At 44.6% G+C, this 24,431-nt stretch carries 23 protein-coding genes; 1 reads left to right on the top strand and 22 read right to left on the bottom strand.

Annotated features, from left to right (window positions below; genetic code table 11):
• Window positions 1–7: 7 nt before the first annotated feature.
• From lpdA to BBH88_RS08525, 5 genes are all read right to left on the bottom strand, one after another.
• Entirely contained in the window at window positions 8–1,435 is a 1,428-nt protein-coding gene (gene lpdA / locus BBH88_RS08545) for a dihydrolipoyl dehydrogenase (RefSeq protein ID WP_006830425.1), read from the bottom strand.
• A gap of 79 nt (window positions 1,436–1,514) precedes the next feature.
• Complete coding sequence (gene buk, locus BBH88_RS08540) at window positions 1,515–2,597, bottom strand: butyrate kinase (protein ID WP_006830426.1); 1,083 nt, start codon at window positions 2,595–2,597, stop codon at window positions 1,515–1,517.
• A gap of 154 nt (window positions 2,598–2,751) precedes the next feature.
• Window positions 2,752–3,846 carry a Leu/Phe/Val dehydrogenase gene (locus BBH88_RS08535; protein WP_006830427.1) on the bottom strand — a complete coding sequence of 365 codons (1,095 nt, stop codon included), beginning with the start codon at window positions 3,844–3,846 and terminating at the stop codon, window positions 2,752–2,754.
• A 2-nt stretch (window positions 3,847–3,848) separates the two neighbouring features.
• On the bottom strand, window positions 3,849–4,781 hold the full coding sequence (gene yqiS / locus BBH88_RS08530) for a phosphate butyryltransferase (RefSeq protein ID WP_006830428.1): 933 nt from the start codon (window positions 4,779–4,781) through the stop codon (window positions 3,849–3,851).
• Window positions 4,782–4,915: 134 nt separating this feature from the next.
• The gene (locus BBH88_RS08525) at window positions 4,916–6,961 is read right to left on the bottom strand and encodes a sigma-54 interaction domain-containing protein (RefSeq protein ID WP_006830429.1); all 2,046 of its coding nucleotides are present in this window, start codon (window positions 6,959–6,961) and stop codon (window positions 4,916–4,918) included.
• A gap of 125 nt (window positions 6,962–7,086) precedes the next feature.
• Between BBH88_RS08525 and BBH88_RS08520 the strand changes: the two genes are divergently transcribed.
• Entirely contained in the window at window positions 7,087–7,320 is a 234-nt protein-coding gene (locus BBH88_RS08520) for a DUF2627 domain-containing protein (protein WP_006830430.1), read from the top strand.
• Between the two features lie 10 nt (window positions 7,321–7,330).
• Here the strand turns inward: BBH88_RS08520 and BBH88_RS08515 are convergent, their stop codons facing one another.
• The 17 genes from BBH88_RS08515 to aroQ form a co-directional block, all read right to left on the bottom strand.
• The gene (locus BBH88_RS08515; RefSeq protein ID WP_065536953.1) at window positions 7,331–8,065 is read right to left on the bottom strand and encodes a glycerophosphodiester phosphodiesterase; all 735 of its coding nucleotides are present in this window, start codon (window positions 8,063–8,065) and stop codon (window positions 7,331–7,333) included.
• A gap of 1,422 nt (window positions 8,066–9,487) precedes the next feature.
• Window positions 9,488–10,285: a sporulation transcription factor Spo0A gene (gene spo0A / locus BBH88_RS08505; protein WP_006830432.1), complete on the bottom strand. Its 798-nt coding sequence runs from the start codon at window positions 10,283–10,285 to the stop codon at window positions 9,488–9,490.
• An 82-nt stretch (window positions 10,286–10,367) separates the two neighbouring features.
• Window positions 10,368–12,065: a DNA repair protein RecN gene (gene recN, locus BBH88_RS08500; protein ID WP_006830433.1), complete on the bottom strand. Its 1,698-nt coding sequence runs from the start codon at window positions 12,063–12,065 to the stop codon at window positions 10,368–10,370.
• 16 nt (window positions 12,066–12,081) lie between these two features.
• Complete coding sequence (gene ahrC / locus BBH88_RS08495; RefSeq protein ID WP_006830434.1) at window positions 12,082–12,531, bottom strand: transcriptional regulator AhrC/ArgR; 450 nt, start codon at window positions 12,529–12,531, stop codon at window positions 12,082–12,084.
• A gap of 221 nt (window positions 12,532–12,752) precedes the next feature.
• Window positions 12,753–13,574 carry a TlyA family RNA methyltransferase gene (locus BBH88_RS08490; RefSeq protein WP_006830435.1) on the bottom strand — a complete coding sequence of 274 codons (822 nt, stop codon included), beginning with the start codon at window positions 13,572–13,574 and terminating at the stop codon, window positions 12,753–12,755.
• Window positions 13,571–15,475 (bottom strand): 1-deoxy-D-xylulose-5-phosphate synthase, encoded by a 1,905-nt coding sequence (gene dxs / locus BBH88_RS08485; RefSeq protein WP_065536955.1) that lies wholly within the window; start codon window positions 15,473–15,475, stop codon window positions 13,571–13,573. The genes BBH88_RS08490 and dxs overlap by 4 nt, the downstream gene beginning before the upstream one ends.
• Before the next feature lie 93 nt (window positions 15,476–15,568).
• Window positions 15,569–16,450 (bottom strand): polyprenyl synthetase family protein, encoded by an 882-nt coding sequence (locus BBH88_RS08480; RefSeq protein WP_006830437.1) that lies wholly within the window; start codon window positions 16,448–16,450, stop codon window positions 15,569–15,571.
• The gene (gene xseB / locus BBH88_RS08475; protein ID WP_006830438.1) at window positions 16,447–16,683 is read right to left on the bottom strand and encodes an exodeoxyribonuclease VII small subunit; all 237 of its coding nucleotides are present in this window, start codon (window positions 16,681–16,683) and stop codon (window positions 16,447–16,449) included. The genes BBH88_RS08480 and xseB overlap by 4 nt, the downstream gene beginning before the upstream one ends.
• A gap of 4 nt (window positions 16,684–16,687) precedes the next feature.
• Window positions 16,688–18,037 carry an exodeoxyribonuclease VII large subunit gene (gene xseA / locus BBH88_RS08470; protein WP_065536956.1) on the bottom strand — a complete coding sequence of 450 codons (1,350 nt, stop codon included), beginning with the start codon at window positions 18,035–18,037 and terminating at the stop codon, window positions 16,688–16,690.
• A gap of 84 nt (window positions 18,038–18,121) precedes the next feature.
• Entirely contained in the window at window positions 18,122–18,982 is an 861-nt protein-coding gene (gene folD / locus BBH88_RS08465) for a bifunctional methylenetetrahydrofolate dehydrogenase/methenyltetrahydrofolate cyclohydrolase FolD (RefSeq protein ID WP_065536957.1), read from the bottom strand.
• A gap of 14 nt (window positions 18,983–18,996) precedes the next feature.
• Window positions 18,997–19,386: a transcription antitermination factor NusB gene (gene nusB, locus BBH88_RS08460; RefSeq protein ID WP_006830441.1), complete on the bottom strand. Its 390-nt coding sequence runs from the start codon at window positions 19,384–19,386 to the stop codon at window positions 18,997–18,999.
• Window positions 19,387–19,594: 208 nt separating this feature from the next.
• The gene (locus tag BBH88_RS08455; RefSeq protein ID WP_006830442.1) at window positions 19,595–19,990 is read right to left on the bottom strand and encodes an Asp23/Gls24 family envelope stress response protein; all 396 of its coding nucleotides are present in this window, start codon (window positions 19,988–19,990) and stop codon (window positions 19,595–19,597) included.
• Between the two features lie 15 nt (window positions 19,991–20,005).
• Complete coding sequence (gene accC, locus BBH88_RS08450; RefSeq protein ID WP_006830443.1) at window positions 20,006–21,355, bottom strand: acetyl-CoA carboxylase biotin carboxylase subunit; 1,350 nt, start codon at window positions 21,353–21,355, stop codon at window positions 20,006–20,008.
• 17 nt (window positions 21,356–21,372) lie between these two features.
• On the bottom strand, window positions 21,373–21,879 hold the full coding sequence (accB, locus tag BBH88_RS08445) for an acetyl-CoA carboxylase biotin carboxyl carrier protein (RefSeq protein ID WP_006830444.1): 507 nt from the start codon (window positions 21,877–21,879) through the stop codon (window positions 21,373–21,375).
• 126 nt (window positions 21,880–22,005) lie between these two features.
• Window positions 22,006–22,566 (bottom strand): elongation factor P, encoded by a 561-nt coding sequence (gene efp / locus BBH88_RS08440; protein WP_006830445.1) that lies wholly within the window; start codon window positions 22,564–22,566, stop codon window positions 22,006–22,008.
• 17 nt (window positions 22,567–22,583) lie between these two features.
• Window positions 22,584–23,651, bottom strand: a complete 1,068-nt coding sequence (locus BBH88_RS08435) for a M24 family metallopeptidase (RefSeq protein WP_269148246.1) — start codon at window positions 23,649–23,651, stop codon at window positions 22,584–22,586.
• Window positions 23,648–24,088: a type II 3-dehydroquinate dehydratase gene (aroQ, locus tag BBH88_RS08430; RefSeq protein ID WP_006830447.1), complete on the bottom strand. Its 441-nt coding sequence runs from the start codon at window positions 24,086–24,088 to the stop codon at window positions 23,648–23,650. Before aroQ ends, BBH88_RS08435 begins: the two co-directional genes overlap by 4 nt.
• Window positions 24,089–24,431: the final 343 nt, after the last annotated feature.

The raw sequence follows: 24,431 nt of genomic DNA, 5'->3' as shown, positions 1-24,431 counted from the left end.
TCCTCCTTTAACTATGAATTGCTTTGCCATCAACTGCCAATGCTGCTTCGCCCATAACCTCTGAAAGCGTTGGATGGGGATGAATCGTTTCAGCAATTTCCCATGGAGTTGCGTCCAATACCATTGCCAGGCCAGCTTCGGATATCATATCCGTAACATGCGGTCCGATCATGTGAACGCCAAGAATATCGTTTGTTTTTTTGTCTGCGATAATTTTGACAAAACCATCAGATTCACCGTACACCAATGCTTTACCGATGGCTTTAAAAGAAAACTTGCCCACTTTAACATCGTGGCCATTCTCTTTCGCCTGTTCTTCTGTAATACCAACGCTTGCTGCTTCCGGATTGGAATAAACGCAGCGCGACACTAGATCGTAATCGATGGCATGTGGGTTATTGCCTTTAATATGCTCGATGGCCGTAATGCCTTCGTGTGAAGCAACGTGCGCCAATTGTAAGCCACCAATTACATCACCAATTGCGTATATATGTGATTCTTTTGTCTGGAAGGTTTTTTTTACTTGAACAAAGCCTTTTTCGACAATAATATCCGTATTTTCAATGCCGATGTTTTCGACATTCGCTTGACGTCCGACAGAAATCAGCATTTTTTCCGCAGAAAAACTTTCGTTTTTACCATTAATTTCTGCTTGAACCGTCACACCATTTTCGCCTGTTTCCAATGTATCCGCCATCACTTTCGCACTTGTCGCAAAAGTGACGCCTTTTTTCTTCAGTAGCTTTAGCATTTCCTTGGATATATCTTTATCTTCCGTCGGAATGATACGGTCTGCATATTCAATAACTGTCACATCGACGCCAAAATCATTGAGCATTGATGCCCATTCGATTCCGATAACACCGCCGCCGACAATCAAAATCGATTTTGGCAAGCTTTCCATTTTCAAAGCCTCGTCTGAACTCATGACAAATTCGCCATCAACCGTCAAGCCTGGCAGAGTGCGCGGGCGTGATCCGGTGGCGATGATGACATTGTTCGGAATTAGCATTTCATTCTCTTCTCCATTTTTCATTTCAACAGAAATGGTTCCGGCGTTTGGCGAGAAGATAGACGGTCCCAAAATTCGGCCGATACCTTCATAGACGTCGATCTTACCTTTTTTCATCAACCCCTGCACACCTGCGTGCAATTGATCGACAATTCCTTGTTTACGTTCCTGAACACGTGCAAAATCCAATGAAACTTCACCCGTTTGAACACCAAAATCAGCCGCGTGATTTTTGGTCGTTGCGAATACTTCTGCACTGCGAAGCAACGCTTTACTTGGAATGCAGCCTCTATGTAAGCAAGTACCGCCAAGTTCGCCTCTTTCGACGATTGCTGTCTTCAAACCCAGCTGTGCAGAGCGAATTGCAGCTACGTAACCACCCGTTCCGCCGCCTAAAATGACGACATCATAATTTTGAGCCATAGATTTGTCCTCCTTCTTTCTGCTTCAACTTGCAGTAAAAATATTTATACCCTCAACTGATTGAAGTTTTTCGCACCTATTAAAACAGATACGTTTTAACTTGTTCTTCTCCATTCAATACACGCACAGCACCCTCGGCCAAAGCTTGGAGTTCATTTTCACCCGGCTGGATCTCTACATCAGCAATCCAGCTGACACGCTCGGTAATTGCTTCTACAAAATCTTTACCGTGAGCGAGTCCCCCAGTCAGAATGATGGCATCAACGCGGCCTTTCAAAACAGCGCTGGCGGCTCCGATTTCTCGGGCGACTTGATAAGCCATTGCCTGATAAATCAATTCTGCTTTTTTATCGCCTTTCAAAATGCGTTGTTCCACCTTTACTACATCATTCGTTTCCAGGTAGGCAAACAGTCCGCCTTGCCTCACCAGTTTCTTCATGACTTCATGTCGGCTGAATTGTCCAGAAAAGCATAAGTCCACCAAATCACCAGCTGGTACAGTTCCAGCACGTTCAGGACTGAACGGACCATCACCGTTCAAACCATTATTGACATCGATGACGCGGCCGCCCTCATGGACTCCGACTGTGATGCCACTACCCATATGAGCAACGACCAAGCTGACATCTTCGTATGAGCGCCCAGTTTTTTTAACGTATCGCCGAGCGACCGCTTTTTGATTGAGGGCATGGAAAATGGACTTTCGCTCAATCAAAGAAAAGCCAGATATCCGCGCAATCGGCTCCATTTCATCAATGACTACAGGATCGACGATGAACGAAGGAATATTCAAGCCAGCCGCAATTTCAAAGGCAATAATGCCTCCCAAATTAGAAGCGTGCTGCCCTGAATACCCTTCTCGCAAATCTTTCATCATCTCGTCGTTAACTGCATAAGTTCCACCTTCGATAGGCCGAAGCAAACCGCCTCTTCCACAGACCGCAGCCAAATTGGAAACATTCATGCCTTCTTCGTCCAAAGCTTCAAGAATGCTGTTCTTTCTAAAGACGTTTTGGTCGGAAATACTTGAATATCCACCTAAATTTTTTGGTGAATGATGAATGGTCTTTTCCATAATTAGGATATCGTTGTCAAAAACGCCGATTTTAGTCGAAGTCGTGGCAGGGTTAATGACTAGAATACGATTCAGCTGTTTTTGCACATCGATCCCCCTATTCTTCTATCTATTGTGAGAAGCATTGATTACATAAAACGATGGGTAAAAGCTGATTTCTTTGGTTCACCTCATATAGAAACGATCCTATTTCAGATAAAAACAGCAGGTGAAAATGAATGTCTCACCTGCTGGTCTTTGTTTATCTTCTGCTTAAGATATTATGTTCGTTTCTTAAGAATTGAGATCTTGACTTACGGACGCGTTCGATGCGCTCTTCAGCCATGCGGTCTGCAGCAATATAGCTCGGCACATTATCGCGTTTCGAGATTTCAAAGATTTTTGTAATGCTGTCGTAGATTGTTTCAACGCGCTTCATCGCACGTTCGTTGTTGTAGCCGTATAATTCATCTGCAACGTTGATGACGCCACCGGAGTTAATAACAAAATCAGGAGCATATACGATGCCGCGTGCTTCAAGCTCATCTCCGTGGTGAGACTCCTTCAATTGATTGTTGGCTGAACCGGCAACCACTTTTACTTTCAATTGTGGAATCGTTTCATCGTTAATGATAGCGCCCATTGCACATGGAGCAAAAATATCCGCTTCCTGTGAGTAGATGTCATTTGGTGCGACAGCTATTGCACCGAATGCTTGGACTGCACGTTGCACCGCTTCCTGATTAATATCCGTCACGATCAATTTTGCGCCTTCTTTATGAAGATATTCACAAAGTGGGTATGCCACGTTGCCAACGCCCTGTACAGCTACTGTCTTGCCTTCCAAGGAGTCATCGCCGAATGCTTCTAAAGCGGCAGCTTTCATGCCGATATACGCGCCGTACGCAGTGACTGGTGATGGATTGCCTGAAGAACCGAAGGCTGGTGATATGCCTGTTACGTAATCCGTTTCTTCGTGGATCAAGTCCATATCTGCCACTGTTGTTCCAACGTCCTCAGCAGTAATATAGCGCCCGTTCAATCCTTGAATGAAACGTCCGAATGCACGGAACATCTCTTCGTTCTTGTCTTTCAGTGGATCGCCGATAATAACCGTTTTTCCGCCCCCAAGGTTCAGTCCGGCTGCAGCGTTTTTATATGTCATTCCGCGTCCAAGGCGGATTGCGTCTTCAACTGCTTCTTCTTCAGTTGCATAATTCCACATGCGTGTGCCGCCAAGTGCCGGTCCAAGCGTAGTGTCGTGGATACAAATAATGGCTTTCAGCCCTGAGTTTTTATCTTGGCAAAAAATTAATTGTTCGTAATCGTGTTGTTCCATTCTGTTGAAAATTTCCATTGCTAATTCCCCCTAATATATGTTCCTAAAGTTAGCGATGAGCAAATCGCCAAAGCCAATGAATATAGTTTACTTTCGGCACTGTCAGCACGTGATGACAAGACAATCGGCGCTTTCGCACCAGCGATGATACTGCCGACTTTTGCATTTGAAAAAAAGACCAGTGATTTATATAGGATATTGCCAGATTCAATAGTTGGAACAAGTAGGATATCGGCTTTGCCGGCATTGTCGCCCGCTATTTGTTTGTGTTTGGCCGCATCTACGGATATGGCATTGTCCAGGGCAAATGGCCCGTCCACGATACAATCCTTAATTTGGCCACGCTGATTCATCGCCGTCAATGCCGCAGCGTCAAGAGTAGCCTGCATGTTTGGATTGATTACTTCCACTCCTGCTAAAGGCGCAACAATTGGCCTTTCAACGCCGACTGAACGTGCGATCTGAACAGCATTTTGGATAATTTGTACTTTTTGAGGTAAATCAGGACTGATGTTCATGCCTGCATCTGTCACAAATATTAGCCTATCAAAACCAGGGACTTCAAAAGCGGCAATATGGGACATGACCGACCCGGTTCTTAAGCCATAATTGGGATTCAATACCGCTTTCAACAGCACCGCCGTTGCAATCTGACCTTTCATCAAAATATCAGATTCGTTCATGAACACGGATTTCACCGCTCTCTCAGCTGCCATTTCTACACTGCTGACATGATGGATCAGAACATCAGGATGATCGAGCAGCTGCGGGAAATGTTCTCGTAGCATTATTGTGATTGATGGTTCGTCGTCGTACAGGCGAAAACACGCCATTTTCCGGCTGACAGCCATACTAATAGCTTCCAAAACGGCCAAATCGGTAGCAACGGCAACTGCCACTGTGTGTTCGGAACCGTTCGGAACATTTTCGATTAAATGATTTAATGTGGCCATAACTGCTCACCTCATTCTTCTTAATTAAAACAGAACAGATAGTCATATATAAGGGATGAAAGCGTTTTATTTGGATTTACACCCCCAAAACATTGCAATTAATTGCAAAACCCTGCAAAAAGTTGCAAAACCAGTTACATTAGTCCGTATTTTTCTAATTTGTAATAGAGTGTCCTCAAAGAGATTTCCATCTGCTTTGCTGTCTTCGATTTATTACCGCTAGATTGCTTTAAAGCGCGGTGCAGAATTCCCCGTTCAACTGTGTCCAGTTGCTCCTGTAAGGAGGCAGAGGACGGAATGACCACTTCATTTTTCGCTTCTGCAACGCGGAGCATATTTAGAGGGATGTGCTCTTCAGTCAATTGTCTGTCATTCATTTGCATGAAAATCATGGAGCGGCTGAGCACATTCTCCAGTTCCCTAACGTTGCCAGGCCAGTCATAAACACGCAAATACTGAAGAGCTTTATCAGAAATGGAGTTTACGCTGCGACCATATTCTTGATTCAATTTCAATAACAGCCGTTCAACGATTCTTGGTATATCCTGCTTGCGGTTACGTAATGGCGGGATTAGAATCGGCATCCGATTCAAACGGTAATAGAGGTCTTCACGAAATTTACCATCCAGCAAGGCTTTTTCCATATTAGCATTTGTCGAAGCAATAACTCGGACGTTGACAGGAATCGGTTTACTGCCACCAATGCGTAAGGTTTCGTGTTCTTGCAACACACGCAATAATTTGCTTTGCATGGCAGACGATAATTCGCCGATTTCGTCCAAAAAAATGCTGCCGTTGTTTGCTTCTTCAAACAGCCCTCGTTTTTCTCCGGTTTTAATACCTGGTATTACTCCTTCTTCGTAGCCAAAAAGCTCACTTTCCAGCAGTTCTTCGGAAAGTGCAGCGCAGCTGACGCGCACAAATTTGTTGAATTTCCGTTCGCTAGCGCTGTGGATGGCATGTGCAAAAAGCTCTTTGCCGGTACCGGATTCACCTCGCAACAGCACGGTGACCAAAGTCTGTGCAGCCAGTTTCGCCTGTTGGAGAGACAATTGCATTTCGGACGATAAGCCGATAATGTCATCAAAGGTGTACTTGGATTCCAAGGTCCGGATAATGCTGCGGGCACGGTCAAGCTCTTTCATGAGAGAACGAATTTCGGTCGTGTCATGGATAACGCCGACACTGCCTTTTAATTTATTGTCGACGATGATCGGCGCGACATTGACGATTACTTCGCGGTTCGACGGCCCGACTTTCAAATTGACTCCACGCACCGGCTTCCGGGTCTGCAGCGCCTTTAAGTGCATGCTTTCTCCTTCAGATATATCCGCTGATGCAGGCTGACCGATGACATCATCCATCTGCAGGCCGGTAATTCGCGTATACGCTGGATTGACAAGTAGGCCATTGCCTTTTTCATCAACCACTGAAATCGCATCGTCACTCGATTGGATAATGGCTTCCAACATCGTCTGAATTTCCTTCAGATCTGTGATCTCTTCAGCTAGCGATACCACTTCAGTGATATCTTTAAACACCGCAAATGCTCCGATCGTTTCTCCATTATCGTCTATCATCGGGAAACGGGAAGTGACAATTTTCGATCCATTTTTAAGCTCCAGTTCCCTGTTCAGTTCAATTCGCCCAGTTTCATAGATTCTCGGCAATTCACTCAGGGAGATAAACTCGTGAATGTGCCTGCCGATGGTTTCATCTACTTTCACTTCTAGCATCCTTGCTGCACTTTTGTTGATAAAAGTAATATGACTAGTATTGTCGATGCCAATCATACCTTCTTCTATTGAATTGAAAATAATTTTCTCTCGGTGACTTTCTTTGCTGAGCTGATTGATAAAATGTTCTTTCTCTTCTAATAGTCGGACAATTACGTTGGCCAGACTTCCAGGAATGATGACGGTCTTTTTCAAGAAATATTCTCGTAGTTCCTGGTGAAGGGAATCGCTGCCGGTCACATTAAAAACGATGTCAATGTCTGTTTTGCTAAAGTTCAGGTAATCTTCTGCAACCGGAATACTGTGTGATATCGCGGTCAGGATTGCTGTTGCTGCAAGGTCCAAGTCAACCACACCGGACACATGTAGATAATCGGATTCCAATAGAGTGTTTAAAATAGCAGAGCCCCCGATTCCGCCTCCTATAATCAATACATTTTGCAAATTGATTCACCCTTTCACCTGAATTTTTGCAAGTAATTGCAAGAATGTTTTAAGCGTACATCAAGAAGGTTTTCTTGACAACTTTAACTTAATTAGAAACAATAGGTGATGAAGGATGTGGGAATATGGCTCGTTTATTGGCATTCATCATTTTGCTGATTCCTGGGATTATGGCTGCGTATGGCATCAAGTTGATGCGCGATACTTTGTTCAACAAATTGCTTGAGCCCTATCCGGCTCTTTGGCTCCAATTTACACTCGGCACGCTTTTCGTGGTTGTCGGAATCGGTTTTTTTGCAGGATTTCTGTTGAACCGCGATCGTAAAAAAGGAAACGTTTCGAAAAGATTTCAGAAATAAAAAATTGCGCCTACCCAATAAGGGTAGACGCAATTTTTCTTTTTACACGATCCGGATAGTTTGTAATGATACCAACCGTCTGCGGATCGAGCCGATCTATCAGAGATTCCGATCCAAGTACTCCGTATAGTCGGACTTTCTTGTTCAGCTTGCAGATATCCTTCCAGTCCGACTTGGCAAGAAATCGCTTATGGAGATGGATGCTGTCCACCCAGTCCATTTCTTTAAGACGGGACAGCTGAACATTCTTTTTAATGATTAAAGCCATTTCCGTTGAAGGCATCAACATTTTCATTTCACTGAGCAGTTTGGGGTTGAATGAAGACAAGTGGACATCCTCCATTCCCTCCAGCATGGCGGCAAGAATCTGAGGTCCTTTCGGATTTTTCGCAAACGATTCTTTTAACTCGACATTTAATGGGATTCTCTTTCTTTTTGCCCATTGAAACACCTCATAAGCCAACGGCATTTGATGGTGGTGAAAACTGCGCAACCATTTTCTGCCAATCCGCAATTCCTTTACTTCTTCATAAGCAAGCGTTTCGATGCCCGCGTTTAAACCTGTCAGCCGCCGTAAGTTACCATCGTGATAAACCACTACAACTCCGTCTTTTGTAATCTGTACGTCGAGCTCGATGCCAACACCCAATTCACACGCTTTGAAAAAAGCGTTCCATGTATTTTCCAATGCATATCCTGAAGCGCCACGGTGTGCATACACTTTGACTTCAGACAATAAAACCATCCTCTTCCATTTCTGAAATCCGCCAATCAAACAAAGCGGGTTTTGCATATGCTTTTGTTGCTGTCGGATTTATAATTTATCTCCCCATTTTAACATTTCCAGCCTTCAAGTAAAAGCTTTGCCGTTTTCTTCAGTGTAGTCACTATTTTTTCTTGTCACAGGTTTTGAATTTTTCGAATAATTCCTTATGTAAATAACTACATTTAAAGTTGAAAACAAGTTTATTCGACAAATTGCAGGATTCGAATGCAATTTATTCAGAGAAGTTACTCTAAATCAATTCCTATTCTTACTGCACACTCAAAGCCTTTGTAACACGTCTGATCCTCTTGTCTTACAGATTTCATATAGAATTATGATGATCGCCCACTTGATTTATTTGCACAGTTTCCATCACTCAAGCATTTACGGCGAATCCTTTTTGACATTAAGTCATAATCCAGTGAAATCTATTTGGTTTTGGCCATGAATTCCTTATCCATCCAAATCAAGATAAGACTTTTTTTGATGGGTCGTTTTATGTTTGATATCTATCGAATGTTCCGACATCGCTTGAACATATTCCAGACCTTCCACTTTCCCCGCACCTTCTGCAATTGCAATGTTATCCGGGTCCTAAATTGATTTGTTGCCATTTGAATTCTTCAAGCTATCCAAGATTTTAACAATTCCGATTCCGATACAGGCATACTCATTAAAGGCATTCAGTAATATTTAATCTTTTTTCATAGCCAAACTTGCTCAGTCCTATTTTCTTTTATCCTCTACTAGCATAGGAGCATTAAGTACCACTATAGCAAAAATTTTTGAGCTCTCTACTTTTCTACTATTCCTCTTATCTAACTGAGTACATTTGACAACTGACACAGAAATTCTACCTTTTTTTGTAAAGCTGTCGGAGCGACGAGTGACTACCTGTTTTTGCACTCTTGAAATACAATTAATTTTCCCATAAAAAAACCGATGAGCTGTGATCTCATCGGTTATATAATCTATAGGCATACTATCTGTTTCGCTACAAAGACAACATGGTAGAAAACGCAATGAGAATAGCGGAGCAATTAACACCGTAAAAATATAGCCGGTCAACGACAGTCCCTTCGCCATTGCCCAAAAAGTAATCATCAATTTGTCTAATTAATTGCAATTACGCTCGCCTCTTTTCGCTCTGCTGAATTTGTCGGTTTTCGCACCAATAATGGTGTCTGTTTTCTTCTGTCCAAAAAAATGACGTCTTGTCTTAACGTCTTAACCTTTTCCTTTATTTCGCCACTCCTAAACACTATTCCTTCACACAAAATTCGAAAATCTCTGCCACAAAAATCCCTTCTTTTCTTTAGCAGGCTAAAAAGCTTGAGGTGGTAAGCTTTTTAGCCTGCTGATATTCTTTTAGAACGCAAAAAAAACTTTCTTTTCGCGATTTCAGCGATTAGAAAGTTTTTTGAAATTCTGTAGATTTGATTTATCACGCATTTCCAGTTGCAGGCTATCCGCTACCATTGCAATGAACTCAGAATTGGTTGGTTTTGATTCCAGATGAGCCACGCTGTAACCAAAGATTTTGGAGATGTGATCCACGGTTTCATGGCGATTCCAGACCTGTTCGATTGCATGCCGAATCGATCTCTCAACACGAGTCGAGGTCGTGTCAAACTTTGTGGCAATGCGTGGATACAGTACTTTAGTGACTTTATTGAGAATTTCGGGCTGCTCCAAAACGAGCGATACCGCTTCCTTTAGATAGTTATAGCCCTTCAAATGCGGTGGTATTCCGATATCTTTGACTATATTGGTAATTCGGTCCTCTTTCGTCAACCGGCTGTTCGGTTGATCCGACCTATTCCTCGTATTCATAATATGATTGATTTGCACAGCCAATCGGTCGGCTTCAAAAGGCTTCATGATGAAGTAAGATGCACCGTAATCAGCCGCCTGGCTCATAATCGATTCCTGTCCGAACGCAGACAGCATGATGACGTCTATCTCCCGCAAGTCCCCATTTTCCTTGATGGCATCTAGCACGGCTATGCCGTCCAGATAAGGCATGATGATGTCCAGCAACAAAATATCGACAGACAGGTTTTGCAGCATCTCGATGCAGGTCTTGCCGTTATAGGCAACATCCACCACTTCCATATTGGGTTGTGCATTTAAATAATCTTTCATCAGTCCGACCAATTCGCGATTATCATCTGCAATTGCGATTTTTATTTTGTCCATTCGACTCTCTCCTTGATGACTGACTCTTATAGACGCTGGGACAGACAACGGGATTTCCTTTTTCCACGACTGTCTCAGTAACTTATTTCATCAATAGTTTCCGGTCCGCTGCAAGCGACAGCAATTCTTCCGCATGCTGAAGGGTAAGATCTGTTATTTCTGCGCCTGACAGCATTCGGCTCATTTCTTCGGTTCGTTCACGTCCATCCAGTTCTGTGACTGCTGTGGTGGTACGTTGTTTGTCTACTTTTTTCTCAATAAATAAATGCTGGTCTGCCATAGCAGCAACTTGAGGCAGATGCGAGATGCACAGCACCTGGGAATGGACCGATATGGCCGCTATCTTCTCAGCAATCGCTTGCGCTACCCGTCCGCTGACGCCAGTATCCACTTCATCAAAAATAATGGACGTAATGCCTTGGTGCTTGGAAAAAATAGTTTTCAACGCCAGCATCATACGGGACAATTCCCCACCTGATGCCACTTTGGTTAAAGGTTTCAGTGGCTCACCAAGATTTGTCGAGATGTAAAAAGAAATCGCATCATGGCCATTCCGGTCGAAACGGCTATTTGGCAATACAGAAAAATTCACTTCAAAAGATGCTTTTGCCATATGTAATTCCTGTAATTGTTCCATGATAGCCTTGCCTAGGCTTTTGGCGGCTTTTCGGCGAAGAATGGTCAGTTCTTCCGCTTCGACACGCAAGTCTTCAGTTAACTCCTTTAACTTTTCCTGATCCAGCTGATAGCGTTGATCACGGTTGACCAATTTATCCAATTCATCTGTCTGCTTCTCATGATACAGTAAAATGTCTTCAACGGAAGCACCATATTTTCTTTTTAGAGATTGAATGACGGCCAAGCGCTGCTCGATATCATTTAAACGGGCAGGATCAAATTCCATATCGTCTAAAATTCGTTTGATTTCCGTTCCTGTGTCTTGAATTAAATAAAAAGCACTAGACAGGGTTTCAGAAGAACCAGTGAAGGTTTCATCTACCGATGCGGCGTGTTCAAGTTCAGACATGGCTGAGCCGATCCAGTCCAAACCTTTGCTTTCGCCCTGGATCGCTTCGTGTGCTGCTGAAATCGATTCGTAAATCTTATTGAAATTTTGCAACTTTTTTCGTTCTTGAACCAGCTCTTCTTCTTCGCCGAGAACTAATTCCGCCGCTTCGATTTCCTGTAGCTGGAACGTCAGCAAATCAATGCGCTGTGCGATTTGTTGTTCGTTTTCTGTATAAGAAGAAAATTCACGTTTTAATTTTGTATACTTATCGAATGTGTGGGTATAGCTTTCTTTTGACTTAGTTAGACTCTTTCCAGCAAATTGATCTAATAGGTGGAGATGCTGTTTTTCATCCATCAATTCTTGCGTCTCATGCTGCCCATGAATATCGATTAGCGAAGCGCCAACCTCTCTCAAAATGGAGATGGTCACCAGCTTGCCATTGATGCGGCAGACATTTTTTCCTTTGTCGTTCAATTCTCGGCGCAACAAAATATCGCCATCACTCCAAGAAATGCCGAATTCCTCTAATCTGCGAAATACCGGATGCTGCTCGTCTTCCAATGAAAACAATCCTTCAATTTCTGCTTTTTTGGCACCATGCCGAATAAACTCCTGACTTCCACGTCCACCAGCCAAAAGATGGACAGCATCAATGATGATGGATTTTCCAGCACCGGTTTCTCCTGTCAAAACAGTCAGCCCTTCAGAAAAGCTGACAGTTAGTGCATCGATAATAGCAAAATTACGTATGTCCAATTCCCGAAGCATTTCCGTTCACCTCTTTTTAAAGCATTTCGATTAAACGCTGTCTTAGAATTTCACGATGTTCGGTATCTCTGCAAATAATTAGGCAAGTATCATCTCCGCATATGGTACCAAGAATCTCTTCCCAGTCTAAATGGTCAATCAGCGATCCGATTGCATGGGCATTGCCCGGCAATGTTTTCATGACCAGAAAATGGCTGGCACCGTCAATGCTGACAAAAGCATCTGTCAACGCACGATGCAGTTTCTGCATTGGATTAAATCGCTGATCCGCAGGTAAGCTGTATTTATAGCGTCCGTCCTGCAGTGGAACTTTCACTAAATGCAATTCCTTTATATCACGCGATACAGTGGCTTGTGTCACTTCGTACCCAGCTGACTTCAGCAAGTCTACCAGTTCATCTTGCGTTTCAATTTCACGATTCGAAATGAGATCACGTATTTTAATGTGACGTTGTCCCTTGTTCATGGTGTTCCCCCTTGAATGAATATTTATTCCATATACTTAATATCCTACAGTTATTTCATGCATAAGACAAGAAAAGCGCAAGACTACGTGTAGCATGGACAGGTGTAACCGCACAGCTTGTCCAAAGAGCTAGGAAGTAGGTCAGCACAAAAATAAACAGTGAAACTGTTAAAATCATATTTTTACAAGCTATAAGAAAACACATCCCTCTTGGAATGTGCTTACAATAATTTGTGTGCTGACTCTACCGTCTCGTTGATCGATGAAACAGAGATATCGGCTATTTCATCGCCTTCAGCGGCGGATTGAAGATGAAACAAAAACTCGATATTGCCTTCTCCACCAGTAATCGGTGAAAACGACATATTTTTCACATAGAAACCGGAATCGACCGCAAACATGCCGACTTTTTGCAACACGTCGCGATGAATTTTTGCATCCCGGATGATTCCTTTTTTCCCAACATTTTCTCTTCCGGCTTCAAACTGCGGTTTGACTAGTGCAATCACGTCGCCTCCTGGAACCAAAACCTCTTTTAAAACCGGAAATATGATGCGCAAGGAAATGAAAGACACGTCGATTGTCGCGAATTCCGGCAGCCCCTGACCAAAATCCTCAGGTTTGGAATGGCGGAAATTCACCCGTTCCATCACCGTCACGCGTTCATCTTGCCGAATCTTCCAGGCCAATTGGTTATAGCCGACATCGAGCGCGTAGCAATGCTTGGCACCGTTTTGAAGGGCACAATCCGTAAAGCCGCCCGTTGATGAGCCAATATCGAGCATCAGTTTGCCGTCCACCGACAAATCGAATTCCTGAAGGGCTTTTTCAAGCTTCAGTCCTCCGCGGCTGACGTATTTCAAGTCATTGCCTTTCATCTGCAGGGGTGCGTCTTCTGAAATTTTCTCTCCTGGCTTGTTCATCCGCTCAGAACCTGAATAGATGATTCCGGCCATAATAGCCCGTTTTGCTTTTTCACGTGTTTCACAGATGCTCCGTTCAACCAACAAAACATCTACACGTTCTTTTTTGGGTTTGTTCATAGAATGGTCGAGCCTGCCTGCTTTTGGGCTTTCGTCCATTTTTTGACGACCCGGACGACTTCGTCGCTGTTTAGATGGATTTCATCCAGCAATTCAGAAACGTCGCCATGTTCGATAAATTGATCCGGAATTCCCAAACGGTCAATAGCAGACTCGCGATAGTCATTTTCCTGTGCAAACTCCAGAACGGCACTGCCGAATCCGCCTTGTAAAACAGCTTCTTCTATCGTCACCACCGGGATATTGCGCTCGAAGATAGTGTGCAGCATTGCCTGATCCATCGGTTTGATGAAACGGGCATTGACCACTTCAGCTGAAATGCCTTGCTCAAGTAATTGTTCTGCTGCATGCAACGCCATCGGAATTGTTGTGCCGAATGTCAAAATTACCGCATCGGTTCCTTCTTTCAGTACTTCCCATGAACCGATCGGCAACGCGTGAAGTTCCTCATCCATCGGAACGCCTAGGCCGTTGCCTCTTGGATAACGTAAAGCAATAGGTCCACCGTTGTAATCAATAGCAGTTTTAACCATATGTTGTCCTTCATTTTCGTCTTTTGGCATCATGATGACCATGTTCGGCAAATGACGCAAGAATGCGATATCAAAAACGCCCTGATGCGTTTCACCGTCTGCTCCAACTAGACCAGAACGGTCGATTCCGATAAAGACATTCAAATTCTGGCGGCAAATATCGTGGACTACCTGATCGTATGCGCGTTGCAGGAATGTGGAATAAATAGCCAAGAATGGCTTCATATCCTGTGTCGCCAGTCCAGCAGCCATCGTAGTGGCATGCTGTTCCGCAATCCCGACATCAAACATGCGATCTGGAAATTCAGAAGCAAATCCTTCCAGTTTCGAACCGACAGGCATTGCTGGCGTAATGGCCACAATCCGTTCATCCGTACGGGCAAGTTTACGGACAGTTTCCGCTACCAGGCCGCTCCATGAAGGTGCTTTTGAAGAAGATTTCACTAAATCGCCTGTTTCCATCTTGTAAGGACCAATGCCATGCCAAGTTCCAATTATATCCTGTTCTGCCGGCAAGAATCCTTTGCCTTTTTTCGTGACAACATGAAGCAGCACAGGTCCTTTTGTTTTCTTAGCATAACGCATATTTTCTTCCAGTTCTTCCAGGTCGTGGCCATCGATCGGCCCCAAATAAGTAAAGCCCATTTCTTCGAAGAACATGCCGGAAACCACTAGATATTTCAAGGAATCTTTTACCCGTTCAGCCGTTGAAGCCAGTCTGTCACCGACAGCAGGCACTTTTTTCAATAGATATTCCAGATCGTCTTTGACTTTATTGTATTTTCCGGCTGTCCGCATCCGGCCGAGCATACTGTGCATGGCACCGACATTCGGAGCAATGGACATTTCGTTGTCATTCAGAATAATCGTCATATCCGTCTTTGTATGACCAATATGATTTAACGCTTCAAAAGCCATTCCGCCTGTTAATGCCCCGTCACCAATAATTGGAATGACGTAATTGCCGGTTTTTTTAATATCACGAGCTGCCGCCATTCCCATTGCTGCTGATAAGGAAGTCGAACTGTGGCCGGTTTCCCAGACATCGTGATCGCTTTCATTGCGTTTTGGGAATCCGCAAAGGCCTTTGAATTGACGCAAAGTGTCGAATTGGCTAGCTCTTCCTGTCAAGATTTTATGGACATAGGATTGATGCCCCACGTCCCAAATAAATTTGTCTGTCGGGCTGTCGAATACTTTATGCAGCGCAACCGTCAGTTCCACTACTCCGAGATTCGGACCGATATGCCCGCCTGTTCTTGATAAATTTTCTATTAGAAACCGTCTTATATCTTTACTTAATACTTCAAGCTGTTTGGTATTCAACTCTTTTAAGAAAGATGGACTAGTAATCGAATGAAGATCCATTGCCATCACGCTCCTTTTATAAAATTTTCCTTCAGACTGTCTGTTCATATTATATCAGTCCACTGCGAATGTACAAATCAGAGCCTTGAAAAATCAGCTTTTTCTTTGGACGATTAACTGTGTAAGCTGCATAAGCAATGCTTTTTCACCTTTCAGTGATTGGAGGGCATTGATCGCTTCAGAAGCGTGAAATTCCAGCTTCTCCTTGGCTTTCGGCAAAGTCAAAAGACCTGGATACGTGCTTTTTTCGCTTGATTCATCTTTCCCAGCTGTTTTTCCAAGCTCCTGTGAAGTTCCTGTGACATCCAAAATGTCATCTTGGATTTGGAAAGCAAGTCCTATATGCTCACCAAATCGGCTGAGTGCTAAAATTTCCTCATTGGAAGCTTGCGCTAGGATGCCACCGGCCAAAATACTGTATGTCAGCAAAGCACCCGTTTTTAAACGGTGTACCTGCTCCAATTCTTCGAGTGTCAGTTTCTTCTCTTCGCCTTCGATATCCAACACCTGCCCACCAACCATTCCTTCAGCTCCTGAAGAAACACTCATCAAATCCATCAAGCGCACTTTATCGTCACTTGAAACATGTTGCAAGCGTGCCACGATGCCAAAGCTGTAAGTCAACAGTGCATCACCGGCAAGAATGGCAACGGCTTCCCCGAAAACCTTGTGATTGGTGGGCATACCACGCCGTAAATCGTCATTGTCCATACTCGGCAAATCATCATGGATCAGCGAATAGGTATGGATCATTTCAATTGCTGCAGCCACTTTGAGCGCATCCGGATGTTCTTGCCCGCTCAATTCATGAAGGACCGCCAACAGCAGAATCGGACGGATCCGTTTTCCACCAGCCTGAAGCGAGTAATGCATCGATTCCTTTAACGAATTCGGTATCGACAGGGACAAGATCTGCTCAGCCATTTCCTGTTGGATAAGTGGTTCGTAGTGAGTACGGAATTCGGTTAAATTCATTTGGCATTCCCGTCCATTTCTATGTCAGTCGGCACTTCTTTGCCATCTTTCATCATCGTCACCAATTGGCTTTCCGCATTCTGCAATTTATCATGACAAATTTTTGAAAGCTCCATTCCTTTTTGGTAAAGCGTCAGCGCTTGTTCAAGCGGAACATCCCCTTGCTCGAGCTGACGGACAATTTCCTCCAATTGTTCCATTGCATCATTAAACATGATTTTCTTTTCAGCCATTGTTTCAGTCTCCTCCATTTGCTGGATTTATTTCATTGACAATTGTTTGGACGGTACCGTCTTTCATCGCGATAGTCAGTCGATCGCCTGCTTTCACTTGCGATACACTTTTAACGACGGCTCCTTCTACATATGGGATCGAATAACCCCGGTCCATGATTTTAAGTGGACTCAGCGCATCAAGCGTTCGAATTGCTGACGACAATTGCTGCGAGCGACTCTTCAGCAATTGATCCAGCTGATAATCGAGCCTTCTTGACAGCTCTGCCACTTCTGTTTCGGATTGGCGTATCCGCTGGAGCGGCACGCGTGATTTCAGTTGCTGATCCAGCGTCCGGTACCGTTCTTGTGAACGTTTTAAGTGTTGCAGTGATTCCCGCTGCAGCGACTCGGTGGCGCGCTCAACACGCTCGATAAACGGACGGTATAAACGCTCCGGATAGGACAGCGGCAACGATGAGGTGTATCGATTCAAGGCTTGCTTTTGCTGATTGACGGTTCCCGAAACAACCCGGTACATGCGGCTGCGATAATTTGAAACACGTTCTAGCAGCTCTGCTTGGCTTGGTACAGCCAATTCCGCAGCAGCTGTCGGTGTTGGTGCCCGAAGATCTGAAACGAAATCAGCGATAGTGGTATCGGTTTCATGGCCAATAGCAGAAATGACTGGGATCCGCGAATCAAAGATGACACGCGCTACCGCTTCTTCATTGAAAGCCCATAAGTCTTCAATCGAGCCACCCCCTCGTCCAACAATCAACACATCAAATTCGCCTTTATTGGCCGCCTGGATGGACTTGACTATAGATTGCGTCGCCCCGGTTCCTTGCACAAGCGTTGGAAACAGCACAACGTCTGCTAACGGATAACGACGATAGAGCGTGATGATGATGTCGCGTACTGCCGCACCTGTCTGGGCAGTGACCACCGCTATTCTTTTCGGAAAACGCGGCAGTTCCTTTTTATGGGAAGCATTGAACAACCCTTCTTTAGCCAACTTTTCTTTTAATTGTTCAAATGCCAGATAGTAATCACCGATGCCATCAGACTGCATGGACTGTGCATACAATTGGTATTGGCCGGACGCTTCATAGACCGAGACATCCCCGCGGATTAGCACAGTCATACCACTTTCCGGCTTGAATTTAACGGATTTAGCGCTTGCCGAAAACATGACGCCCGGCAAACGTGCGACATTGTCCTTCAATGTGAAATAAATATGGCCACTGGTATGGATTTTGACATTCGACAGCTCACCTTTGACATAGACGTCGCGGAGGTGGGGATCGGCATCAAATTTCTTCTTTATGTATTTGGTTAACGCTTTGACACTTAAGTACGGGTCGGTTGACACACTTTCAACCCCTATCTGTGAATTTAAAAAGCTGTCTTTCTTTCGAAAAACAGCCCTATTGTTCCTTATTTTACATGCTTATATCTATTTTGTCTTTGATAACCCTTTTTCAGCTGATTGCAGTGTATTTCCCATCAGCATCGCAATGGTCATCGGTCCAACGCCGCCTGGTACCGGCGTCACGAAGCCAGCCGTTTCCTGGACATCCTCAAAATCGACATCTCCGCATAATTTGCCGCTGTTGTCCCGGTTCATGCCGACATCAACGATGACTGCACCCGGTTTGATGAACGTATGATCGATGAATTTTGCTCTGCCGATGGCTGCGATCAGGATATCCGCCTGGACTGTAAAATTCGCCAAATCCTTGGTTTTGGAGTGGCAATAAGTCACGGTCGCATCCCTTTGAAGCAGCAACTGTCCAATCGGCTTGCCGACGATATTGCTGCGACCGATTACCACTGCATGCTTGCCCGCCGGATCAATGCCGTAATGAGCCAGCAATTCCATGATGCCACGCGGTGTGCACGGCAGAAAGGCCTCTTTGCCAATCATCATATTGCCGACTGAAATCGGATGGAATCCATCGACATCTTTTTCGGGGCTAATCGCCGAAATGACCTCAAATTCGTCGATTTGCTTCGGTAGTGGTAATTGCACAAGAATGCCGTGGATATGCGGATCCTTATTCAACTCATCAATTTTCGTAAGCAGTTCCTGTTCGGTCAGTGAATCGGGAAACTGGTGAAGGTCAGATCGCATGCCCAGTGCTTCACAGGTCTTTTTCTTATTTTTCACATATGTAAGGGAGGCAGAGTTTTCCCCAACTAGCACGACGGCAAGCCCTGGGATGATGCCCTGCTGCGCTAATTTTTCCACGCGTTCTTTTACTTGTATTTTAATTTTCTGGCTTACCGCTTTTCCATCAATCAATTTTGCAGTCATGTAAACCCCTCCAATTAATTTGCTGTTTCGTCTGTGAATTTCGAGAGGACACCATTGACGAAGCGGCTGGATTTATCGTCTCCGAATGTTTTGCTCAGTTCAATCGCTTCGTTCATGATGACGCGTGATGGCGCATCCTCCATATAGTTCAGTTCAAAGATGGCCATGCGAAGAATCGTTCGTTCAATCTTCGGCAACCTCTCCAACGACCAGTTTTCTAGGTGACCGACCAGTTTTTCATCGATCTCTGCCACATTGGCATGGGTGCCCTGCACTAGCAAACTATAGAAATTGTCATTTTCTCCAGCCATTACATGGTCCATGGCTTCATCGATGGTCAGTTCAGTGCCTTCTAATTGAAATAAGGTCTGAAGCGCTTTTTCGCGTGCTTCGTGTCGTTTCATAATATATCCGATCTCCTTTTCACAGCTAATTACCCTTCATTATACAGGTATTCCGGCTGAACTTCCATGTTTGAAATGTTCGGTCAATAGGTCATTGGCGCCTTTTGTGCTTTGTGTTCTAACGCAGAAACATTTTGGATTCAACCGTTAAAAACAAAGAAGAGGCTGTCCCGAAGCCATTGTTTGGTCTTCAGGACAGCCTCACTGCTTATTCTGCTGCTTGAGGCTCGAAATTGACACCGGTAATATGGACATTCACTTCCTGTGTTTGAAGTGAAGTCATATTTTCAAGTGTCTGCCGTACCTGTTCTTGAATCTTTAAAGCAGTCTTCGGAATGGAAACACCGTAATTGATGACACAATAAACATCAATCGCCAGTCCTTCTTCAGACAAGTCGGTTTTGATGCCTTTGCCGTGAACCTTTTTCCCCAAACGCTCGACAACGCCGGATGCAAAATTGCCACGCATGCTGGCAACACCTTCAATGTCTGTTGCAGCGATGCTTGCGATGATTTCCAACACTTCCGGAGCCACTTCGATATTGCCTAAATCCTGTGCTCCAAGTGATTTCATGCGTACGTAAGGTGCTGTTTTTTCTGCCATTTGAAAAGCTCCTCCTTATGATCCCAGTACATCGTATTTTTCAAGGAATTTCGTATTAAAATCGCCTGACTTGAATACTTCGTGATCCATTAATTTCAAATGGAATGGAATCGTCGTAAACACTCCTTCGATGACGAACTCATCCAAAGCGCGCTTCATTTTTGCGATCGCTTCTTCGCGCGTATCTGCGAACGTAATCAGTTTCGCCACCATGGAATCATAATAGGGCGGAATCGTATACCCTGAATACATAGCGGAATCAATTCTTACACCCATACCGCCCGGGGGCAGGTACATGTCAATTTTCCCAGCTGAAGGCATGAAATTCTTGGCCGGATTTTCCGCATTGATGCGGCATTCGATCGACCAGCCTTTAAAAGTTACATCTTCCTGTTTATAGGCAAGTGTTTCGCCCGAAGCAACCTTCAATTGTTGTTGGATCAAGTCAATTCCTGTAATCATTTCAGTAACCGGATGTTCTACCTGGATGCGGGTGTTCATTTCCATAAAATAGAATTTTTGGTTGACGGCGTCAAAGATGAATTCCACTGTCCCTGCTCCACGGTAATCGACAGACAAAGCCGCTTTGACCGCGGCATCGCCCATTTCTGCGCGCAATTCTGGCGACAGAGCCGGTGATGGCGCTTCTTCGACCAGTTTTTGCATGCGGCGCTGGATGGAACAATCACGCTCGCCTAAATGAATGGCGTTGCCATGGGAATCGGCAAGTACTTGAATTTCGATATGGCGGAAATCCTCGATGAATTTCTCGATATAGACACCTGGATTGCCGAAAGCCGCTGCCGCTTCTTTCTGTGTCATGTTCAGGCCTTTGATGAAATCCTCGCGCGTATGTGCTACACGGATTCCTTTTCCACCACCGCCAGCGGTCGCTTTGATAATGACCGGAAATCCGAGTTCATCGGCAATGCGCAGCCCATCTTCTTCACTGGCAACAATACCGGTCGAACCTGGAACGACAGGCACTCCTGCTTTCCGCATCGTTTCACGCGCAACATCTTTCGTGCCCATACGTGAAATCGCATCTGCAGTCGGACCGATGAACATAATGTCACAGGCTTCACAAAGTTCAGCAAAGCTGGCGTTTTCTGCCAGGAATCCGTACCCCGGATGGATGCCGTCACAATTTGTCAATTTGGCCACTGATATAATATTGGAAAAGTTCAAATAGCTGTCTTTTGATAATTTCGGACCGATGCAATAAGCTTCATCCGCAAGTTCGACATGAAGCGCTTCTTTATCGGCTTCTGAATATACAGCTACCGTCTCGATATCCATTTCTTTACAGGCACGGATGATCCGGACCGCAATTTCTCCACGGTTTGCAATCAATACTTTCTTCATCGTCATCTCCCCTTTCCTCAGTTTGCTTTCACAAGGAATAAAGGCTGGCCGTATTCAACCAGCTGACCATCTTTTACAAGAATTTCAGCAATTTCCCCATCCACTTCAGCTTCGATTTCATTGAATAACTTCATCGCTTCGACGATGCAGACCACTTGATCGGAAGTGACCTTTGTTCCTGGCTGAACATAAGCTGCCTCATCAGGAGTTGGAGACTCATAAAATGTGCCAACCATCGGCGAAAGAATTTTGTGGTACTCAGAGTCGTTATCAACCGGGATTTCCGGCGTTTCCTGTGATACCAATCTCTCTGCTTCTGATTCCTTTGTTGGTGCTGGTGCACTTGGTGCTTCTACTGTTTTTAAAGCTTGAGGTGCTTGGACAGAAGAGCTGCCAGTTTGCCGAGCATTGCCCGAACCATTTTTTTTCATTTTGACTTTGACGCCTTCAAATTCGTAAGAGAATTCTTCAATTGATGACCCATCTACCAATTTGATAATTTCACGGATTTCTTGAATTTTCATATTCATCCTACTCCCCTAATATATATTTAACTGATTTCTATTCTATTTTAGACTTTTTCAGGCTATTTTGAAATAGCTAAGCCAACTTTTTAAAAAAAGGCCTCTAAAATAGAGGCCTCCTACATATTATTGAGCTCGTGACACGTATGAAGAGTCGGTTGTGTTGACGATTAAATGATCGCCTTCATTGATGAAGAATGGTACTTGGACAGACAAGCCGGTTGACAGCTTCGCTGGTTTTGAACCGCCGCTTGCTGTGTCGCCTTTGATGCCTGGATCTGTTTCGACCACCTCAAGGACAACTGTGTTCGGCAATTCAACGCCTAACACTTCGCCTTGGAACTGGATTACCTGGACTTCCATGTTTTCCTGAAGAAACTTCAATTCGTATTCAATGTTTTTTTCAGGCAATTCGATTTGATCGAAAGTCTCCATATCCATAAATGCATGCATATCTCCATTAGCATATAAATATTGCATTTTACTATTGTCAATTTGTGCTTTGGCTACTTTTTCACCCGCACGGAATGTCTTTTCAGTGACACTGCCAGTACGCAGATTGCGAAGTTTTGATCGCACAAATGCTGCACCTTTACCCGGTTTTACATGCTGGAATTCTATAACGCGCCAAATTCCGCCGTCTACTTCAATTGTGACACCTGTTTTAAAATCGTTTACTGAAATCATAATAGTTCCTCCGTTTGTTATAAAATGCGTAGCTCTTTTGTGGAGTTAGTCAACCGTTCATTTCCTGACTCGGTTATCAGTATATCATCTTCAATGCGCACTCCGCCAATTCCCGGAAGATAAATTCCTGGTTCCACCGTTACAGCCATGCCCGGCTCCAAAACCGTTTCCGATCTGAATGACAGGCCGGGACTTTCGTGGACTTCCAAACCGATACCGTGCCCCGTAGAATGCCCAAATGCTTCGCCATAACCTTTAGATTTGATGAAGTCACGCGCAATGGCGTCCGCTTCGATGCCACTCATGCCCGGTCCGATTTTTTCCACGCCCAATTCCTGTGCTTTCAATACAATATCATAAATTTCCTTCATCTGCGCTGATGGTTCACCAACAGCCACCGTGCGCGTAATATCAGAGATATAACCGTTATAAAGGGCTCCGTAATCCAAGGTAATCATGTCGCCTTTTTCAATGACCTTATCCGACGCTACGCCATGCGGCAGCGCTGAGCGAAGTCCTGAAGCAACAATGATATCAAAACTCGATGAAGTCGCTCCTTGCTTTCTCATGAAAAACTCGAGCTCATTGGAAACTTCCAGTTCTTTCAGCCCCGGACGAATAAACCCACAAATATGTTCAAAGGCATCATCCGCGATTTTAGCGGCAGCTTTCAGGATAGAAACTTCCTCGGGCGTCTTGACCATCCGGATCTTTTCAATCAAATCGCTGATGGGTTCCAATTCCGCATCCATTTTCGTTTTGTACTGAATGGCCGTTGCATAGGTCATGTAATCCTGCTCAAAAGCAAGGGTTTGAATGCCCAAGGACTTAATGGTCTGAACAGCCTGGTCCATCAGATTTTTTTCTGCTTGTACCACTTCAAACTCTTTTATCTGGTCGTTTGCCTGTTCCGTATAACGGAAATCCGTAATGAATATCGCTCTTTCCGGTGTGATAATCGCCAGCCCGGCAGTACCGGTAAATTCGGTGATATAGCGGAGGTTAAAAGGACTGGTGACTAATATTGCCCCAACTTCCCTGCGCTTCATTTCAGTGCGTAATTTTTGAAGTTTCAATGTGTTCATCCTCTCTCCTGTCTTAAGATCAAAGCTTGTAGCGCCAACTTGTAGACATCCTGTCCAAATCCAACAATCTGCCCGGTGGTGACCGGGGAGATATAAGAATAGTGGCGGAATTCCTCGCGTTTGTGAACATTCGATATATGTACTTCAATTACAGGGACCTGGATGGCGGCAATGGCATCACGTATAGCAATGCTCGTATGCGTATAGGCACCCGCATTCAAAACGATACCAGTAAGCGCTTCATCGCCCGCTCCATGAATCCAGTCGATCAATTCGCCTTCATGGTTCGACTGACGGCAAATCAATTCAATATTATGGTGATAAGAAAACTCCACCAGCTCCTGCTCCAGCTCTTCTAGTGTAAACGTTCCATATGCTTCTTTCTCTCGTTTACCCAGGCGGTTTAAATTTGGACCATTCAATATCAGCACGCGCATTCGACCTTCTCCTTCCCCTGACACATTCTTCATTATTTTAACATATCAGAACAATCGAGCAACTATAAAAGAAAAGCGCAAGCGCCCATGTAGATTCGACGGGCATAAGACGCGCTGGCGAAGTGGCGTTTCTTCAGCTGCACAGCTAGGGTGGCTTATGACCCTAGCATCTGGCTGCTGACGTCTAGACATAGAAAAGCGAATGCGCCTGCTTAGCTCTGACAGGCATAAGACAGACCTACAGAGTGGCGTTCTTTGCCACTCTGCAGGGTTGGCTTATGACCCGAAGAGCTAGGCGCTGGCGTCTGGACATAGAAAAGCGGATGCTCCTACTCAACACAGT

Source organism: Planococcus antarcticus DSM 14505 (assembly GCF_001687565.2).
Lineage (GTDB): Bacteria > Bacillota > Bacilli > Bacillales_A > Planococcaceae > Planococcus > Planococcus antarcticus.
This window is presented reverse-complemented; position numbering and strand designations above follow the sequence as displayed.

Excerpts from the sequence above, each read along its gene's own strand:
- ahrC (WP_006830434.1), bottom strand. The coding sequence starts at position 12,531 with ATGAACAAGGGACAACGTCACATTAAAATACGTGATCTCATTTCGAAT.
- aroQ (WP_006830447.1), bottom strand. The coding sequence starts at position 24,088 with ATGCGCGTGCTGATATTGAATGGTCCAAATTTAAACCGCCTGGGTAAA.
- BBH88_RS08535 (WP_006830427.1), bottom strand. The coding sequence starts at position 3,846 with ATGGAAATTTTCAACAGAATGGAACAACACGATTACGAACAATTAATT.
- BBH88_RS08515 (WP_065536953.1), bottom strand. The coding sequence starts at position 8,065 with ATGGTTTTATTGTCTGAAGTCAAAGTGTATGCACACCGTGGCGCTTCA.
- BBH88_RS08435 (WP_269148246.1), bottom strand. The coding sequence starts at position 23,651 with ATGAACACATTGAAACTTCAAAAATTACGCACTGAAATGAAGCGCAGG.
- folD (WP_065536957.1), bottom strand. The coding sequence starts at position 18,982 with ATGACTGCAAAATTGATTGATGGAAAAGCGGTAAGCCAGAAAATTAAA.
- dxs (WP_065536955.1), bottom strand. The coding sequence starts at position 15,475 with ATGGATCTTCATTCGATTACTAGTCCATCTTTCTTAAAAGAGTTGAAT.
- BBH88_RS08490 (WP_006830435.1), bottom strand. The coding sequence starts at position 13,574 with ATGAACAAACCCAAAAAAGAACGTGTAGATGTTTTGTTGGTTGAACGG.
- nusB (WP_006830441.1), bottom strand. The coding sequence starts at position 19,386 with ATGAAACGACACGAAGCACGCGAAAAAGCGCTTCAGACCTTATTTCAA.
- accB (WP_006830444.1), bottom strand. The coding sequence starts at position 21,879 with ATGAAAATTCAAGAAATCCGTGAAATTATCAAATTGGTAGATGGGTCA.
- BBH88_RS08480 (WP_006830437.1), bottom strand. The coding sequence starts at position 16,450 with ATGAATTTAACCGAATTCCGTACTCACTACGAACCACTTATCCAACAG.
- BBH88_RS08520 (WP_006830430.1), top strand. The coding sequence starts at position 7,087 with ATGGCTCGTTTATTGGCATTCATCATTTTGCTGATTCCTGGGATTATG.
- accC (WP_006830443.1), bottom strand. The coding sequence starts at position 21,355 with ATGAAGAAAGTATTGATTGCAAACCGTGGAGAAATTGCGGTCCGGATC.
- BBH88_RS08455 (WP_006830442.1), bottom strand. The coding sequence starts at position 19,990 with ATGGCAGAAAAAACAGCACCTTACGTACGCATGAAATCACTTGGAGCA.
- yqiS (WP_006830428.1), bottom strand. The coding sequence starts at position 4,781 with ATGGCCACATTAAATCATTTAATCGAAAATGTTCCGAACGGTTCCGAA.
- xseB (WP_006830438.1), bottom strand. The coding sequence starts at position 16,683 with ATGGCTGAAAAGAAAATCATGTTTAATGATGCAATGGAACAATTGGAG.
- recN (WP_006830433.1), bottom strand. The coding sequence starts at position 12,065 with ATGCTTCGGGAATTGGACATACGTAATTTTGCTATTATCGATGCACTA.
- efp (WP_006830445.1), bottom strand. The coding sequence starts at position 22,566 with ATGATTTCAGTAAACGATTTTAAAACAGGTGTCACAATTGAAGTAGAC.
- lpdA (WP_006830425.1), bottom strand. The coding sequence starts at position 1,435 with ATGGCTCAAAATTATGATGTCGTCATTTTAGGCGGCGGAACGGGTGGT.
- spo0A (WP_006830432.1), bottom strand. The coding sequence starts at position 10,285 with ATGGACAAAATAAAAATCGCAATTGCAGATGATAATCGCGAATTGGTC.